At 57.0% G+C, this 4602-nt stretch carries 2 protein-coding genes and 1 pseudogene; all 3 read left to right on the forward strand.

The features are described 5' to 3' along the window. Positions 1 to 195 (forward strand): annotated as a pseudogene (locus BF12_RS22270) (IS3 family transposase); the annotation flags it as partial. Between the two features lie 28 nt (positions 196 to 223). Further along, positions 224 to 2839: an McrB family protein gene (locus BF12_RS0117770; protein WP_024953429.1), complete on the forward strand. Its 2616-nt coding sequence runs from the start codon at positions 224 to 226 to the stop codon at positions 2837 to 2839. Beyond that, the gene (locus tag BF12_RS0117775; RefSeq protein ID WP_024953430.1) at positions 2836 to 4089 is read left to right on the forward strand and encodes an McrC family protein; all 1254 of its coding nucleotides are present in this window, start codon (positions 2836 to 2838) and stop codon (positions 4087 to 4089) included. The genes BF12_RS0117770 and BF12_RS0117775 overlap by 4 nt, the downstream gene beginning before the upstream one ends. Positions 4090 to 4602: the final 513 nt, after the last annotated feature.

Genomic DNA, 4602 nt, shown 5'->3' on the forward strand with positions numbered 1-4602 from the left:
CTTCGCTACGTCACGCCGAGCCAGCGTCATGACGGCGAGGCCAAAGGCATTCTGACGCAGCGCCGAGAGGTCTTCGAGGCCGCGAAGCAGCGTCACCCGGAGCGATGGTCAGGTGATATCCGAAAATTCGACCTGCCGGAGATAGTGCATCTGAATCCGGAGCGGGATCCGGTACCGCAGGCAGTAGGGCTTTAAAAAGCCAGAACCACTTCATGTGCCAACTATGTTGACAGATTCCGCCCAACGCTGGAAGGATACATGCCTCCTTCAGGACGGCAGCCTTTTCAGCGACCAGGACCTCTGGACGCTCGACAACCTCGAGGAACTGGACCGAAGCTTTACCCAGAATCCCATCGAGGGCGGCAACAGCTTCGTTCATAAGCTGTCGCTTCAGCTGGCTGATACCTCGCTAGACGCCATTCAGCTGATGGCGGAACTTAACTGGCTGCTGCTGCTCTTCTCAAGCAATATCAAGCCTGACACCAAGCGCCGCATGGTGAAGGAGATTTGGGAGCTGAGCGGTGAGGCTTGCCCCGAGCCAGCACTCTTCCTCGATGACCAGGCTCTCGGCGGCGTCGGCAGCACCGGAACGGGCTTCAATACCCATCGGTGGCGTGAGCTGGTCTTTCTGATCGACCTGATGCGTGCCTTCAAGTCGCTCCCACCCAACCAGCAGCAGCGGCAGGCTGAAGACCCCTGGGCCTTCGCCGACTGGATGGCCACGGTCCGCCGCGATGGCATACGACAGCTTCCGCATATCCTGAGCTACCTGCTCTTTCCGGATAGCTTCGAATACATCTCCATCACACTCGATAAGCAAAAAATCCTAGAAAAGATGGCTGGTCTCTCCAAACACCGGATTAAACAACTCTCGGACCGAGAGATCGACCAGTCTCTCCTGGAGCTTCGCCAGCGCTTGGAAAGTGAGGGCGACCAAAAGGTAGATTTCTACGACTCCCCCTGGCTGGAGCAGTGGCGCCCCTCTCCCGGCATCTGGCTAATGGCCTGGAACCCCAGCCACTGGCCTTGGAAAACGTACCAGGACGACCGCCTCAAGATCGCCAGCGGCGAGAATGTCTCCCTGCCGTGGCGCACCGCCTCCACCCACCCACGCGAAGGCGACACTTTCTACTTAGTGCGGGTGGGACAGGAGCCGCGTGGCTTGATTGCCCGAGGGAACATCGCGTCGGCCCCCTACGAGGATGGCCACTACGACCCCAAACGCGCCGCCAAAGGAGAGACGGCCCGCTTTGTCGATATCACCCTGACAGACCTGCGCGATTCCGATGTGGATGCCTACATCAGCATGGCCGACCTCCAAGCCGGAAGCCCCGATGGGCAAAACTGGTCGCCCCAGGGCTCGGGGATCGAGATCAAGTCACTCTCGGCCAAGCTGGTCGGCAAGCTGTGGGACAAACTGCCGCCGGTGAATGTCTCATCCGCGAATGCTGACACTCCTATACAGCAGGCCATCCAGATCGCGCGGCCGGCCAACACTGTCTTCTATGGCCCGCCCGGCACTGGCAAGACCTACCACCTGCAGAAGCACTTGATGCCCAAGTACGAGAGTGTGGCGAAGCAGGCCCCCACCGGTGAGTGGCTGGAGGAGCAGCTGGCGGGCACCGCTTGGTGGGAAGCCATCGCCCTGGCTCTCGCCGACCTGGGTGGCATTGCCACGGTCAATGACCTGATCATCCATCCCTACTTCAAGGCCAAGGCACGAGTGCAAGGGCGACCCAACAGCCCCAACCTGCGGGCCACCTGCTGGGGCGCCCTACAGATTCACACGGCCCTGGAGTCCAGCACCGTCAACTATGCCGAGGAAAAGCGCCAGCCACCCCTGATCTTCGACAAGCAGCATGGCGGCCGCTGGATCCTGACCGGCGAGTGGGAAGAAGCCGGCGAGGGACTGCGCGAAAAGCTCGCTCAGCTTAAGCAGGGCCCAGCCAGCGACGACGCCCGCATCAGGCGCCACCTGACGGTGACCTTCCATCAGTCCTACAGCTACGAAGACTTCGTCGAAGGCATCCGCCCTCAGACCACCGAAGACGGAGCCATCAGTTACGAAGTACGTGACGGTCTGTTCAAGGCGTTCTGCCTACGAGCCAGCCAGGACCCCAAGCAGCGCTATGCGCTGTTCATCGATGAGATCAATCGCGGCAACATCTCACGCATCTTCGGCGAGCTGATCACCCTGATCGAGGCCGACAAGCGCTCCTGGTGGGATGATGAAGGTCAGCTGATCGAGGGCATCGAGCTAGTATTACCCTACTCCGGCGAGCGATTCGGGGTGCCCAAGAATCTCGATATCTATGCCACCATGAACACCGCCGACCGCTCCATCGCGCTGATGGATGCCGCGCTGCGTCGACGCTTTCACTTCCAGGAACTGATGCCGGAACCCAAGCGGATTCCCGGCAGCCAGGGGGACGGCTACATTCCCGACGGTGAAGGCGGACTGCTCAACCTGCGTGCCCTGCTGGAGGCGATCAACCTGCGCTTGCGCTACCTGCTGCACCGCGATCAGACATTCGGCCACGCCTACTTCACCGAGGTGAAGGACCTCGAGGCCCTGCGCCGGGTGATGGTCTACGACATTATTCCCATGCTCGCGGAGTACTTCTATGACGACTGGCGACAGATCCGCCGCGTGCTGGCCGACGAAGGAGCCGATGTGGAGCAGCAGCTGATCACCGCCGAGACCCTCGACCCAGCCCGCCTCTTCCCCGGCAGCGACGACCTGCTCCCCGAGCGGCCCGACTACCGGGTCAAGGCGTCTGGAGAGATCAGCTCCGACGCCATCAAGAAGATCTATGAGTCGTTGGAAGTCGAGGCATGAAGCAGCTCACCGCTTTCGAGCACGGTTGGCTTACGGTCGGCGAGGGTCGTGAACTGGCACCACACGAAGCGGATGCCCTAGCCGCCGCCGAAGGTTTACTGCCAGCCGGGTGCCTGCAGTGGGGTCATCGGCGGGTCAAGTTCACCCAGTTCTGCGGGGTGGTCCAGGTGGACGGCCTTCAAGTGGAGGTGCTGCCCAAGCTCACCCCCTACCAGACCGAAGCCCAGCAACGAGATACCTTGCTGACCATGCTGACTTGCGCCGGTGACCTGGAAGCGGTAGATACGCTAGGCGCCGGTCTGGCCACCAGTCGCACCACCCTGCTAGATCTCTTTATCCGACACTTTGCCCACCTGCTGGAGCGCCAGCTGCAGCAGGGACTGCTGCGCGACTACCGGGATATCGACGATACCCTCGATCAGGTGCGCGGCCGCATCGACCTGGTGCGCCAGCAGCGAGAAAACCTCTTCAAGCCCCAGCGCCTGGCCTGCCGCTATAGCGAGCTGGTTGCCGACATACCGGTCAACCGACTATTGCACTCCGCGCTGCGGCTGGTGATCTCGCTTGCCACCAGCCCTCTACTCGCCCAGCGGCTCCACGCCCTACGTATGCGCTTCGGCGGGGTCGGAACCCTGGCACCCCACGAGCGAGGCCCCAAGGCCGAACAGCTCAACCGGATGCAGAGCCGATACTCCCCGTTGGTAGCGCTGGCCCACCTTTTCCTGGACGGCCAGTTCCTGGATGCCCGCTCCGGGCGCCAGCAGGCCTTCAGTCTACTGTTCGATATGAATCGGCTCTTCGAGAAATACACCGCTAGCCTTCTAAGTCCATTGGCCCGTCTACAGGGACTCACACTAATTGAGCAAGGCCCGAGACGCTATTTAGGCCATGATTCAAGTGGACGCGGTCGGTTGCTAATGCGACCAGATATTAGTCTTTTAAGTGATCGTGATGCTAAGTACCCCAAGGTTATTCTTGATACCAAGTGGAAACGCATAGACAAAACTGATGCGCTATCATCACTTTCAGCAGCCGATCTTTATCAGATGCTATCCTATGCTACAACTTATAAATGTAATAACTTAATGATAATTTATCCTGAACAAGCTAATCTTAGCGCAGGCACCTCAAAAACTATAACTATTTCAGACGATCAAGAAACCAAAATAACGATAGTAGCCATAACTATAAGCCGTCATTCAAACTCAAAGCTTAATAGTATATTGAAAAATATACAAGCATCTCTATAAGCAGACTAGCATAAAAATCTCGCGAACCATATTATATATAATTTTATTACAACAACAACTATATACTGTAAGCTACATTACCCCTATTTTTAGTGATATTAGATTCTGTACGAAAGGTCGACTCGCAGACAACGACGTATGCAAGCTACGCATACCATCGCATAAAAGCTACGGGCCAACTTTTCGTACAGAACCTACTCTTGCCTGTACAATCCACCACATCCCGCAGAAAGTGCTACACCTTCAGTCTCCGATTGCAGGAATGGCAGATGAAGCGGCCTAAGTTATTTACCAATCAATTGGTCAATCACACGAGCCCCAATATAAATATTATAGCGATTTTAGTATGAGATAATGACTTTTATAGATCTCACTCGCAAGATAATAAATTCTGAATATTTTATCCAGACCATAAGAGAATACATGATCCCGGCTTATTCATGAGGCCGACCTGAAAACGAAGATGGCGAGTGGTTTTCTCTTGTAGAATCAGGATGTTCCTGCCAGAACACG

The organism is Cobetia crustatorum (genome assembly GCF_000591415.1).
Classification (GTDB): Bacteria; Pseudomonadota; Gammaproteobacteria; order Pseudomonadales; family Halomonadaceae; genus Cobetia; species Cobetia crustatorum.

Bases quoted from the DNA above. Each gene is read 5' to 3' on its own strand.
- BF12_RS0117770 (WP_024953429.1), top strand. From the start codon at position 224: ATGTTGACAGATTCCGCCCAACGCTGGAAGGATACATGCCTCCTTCAG.
- BF12_RS0117775 (WP_024953430.1), top strand. From the start codon at position 2,836: ATGAAGCAGCTCACCGCTTTCGAGCACGGTTGGCTTACGGTCGGCGAG.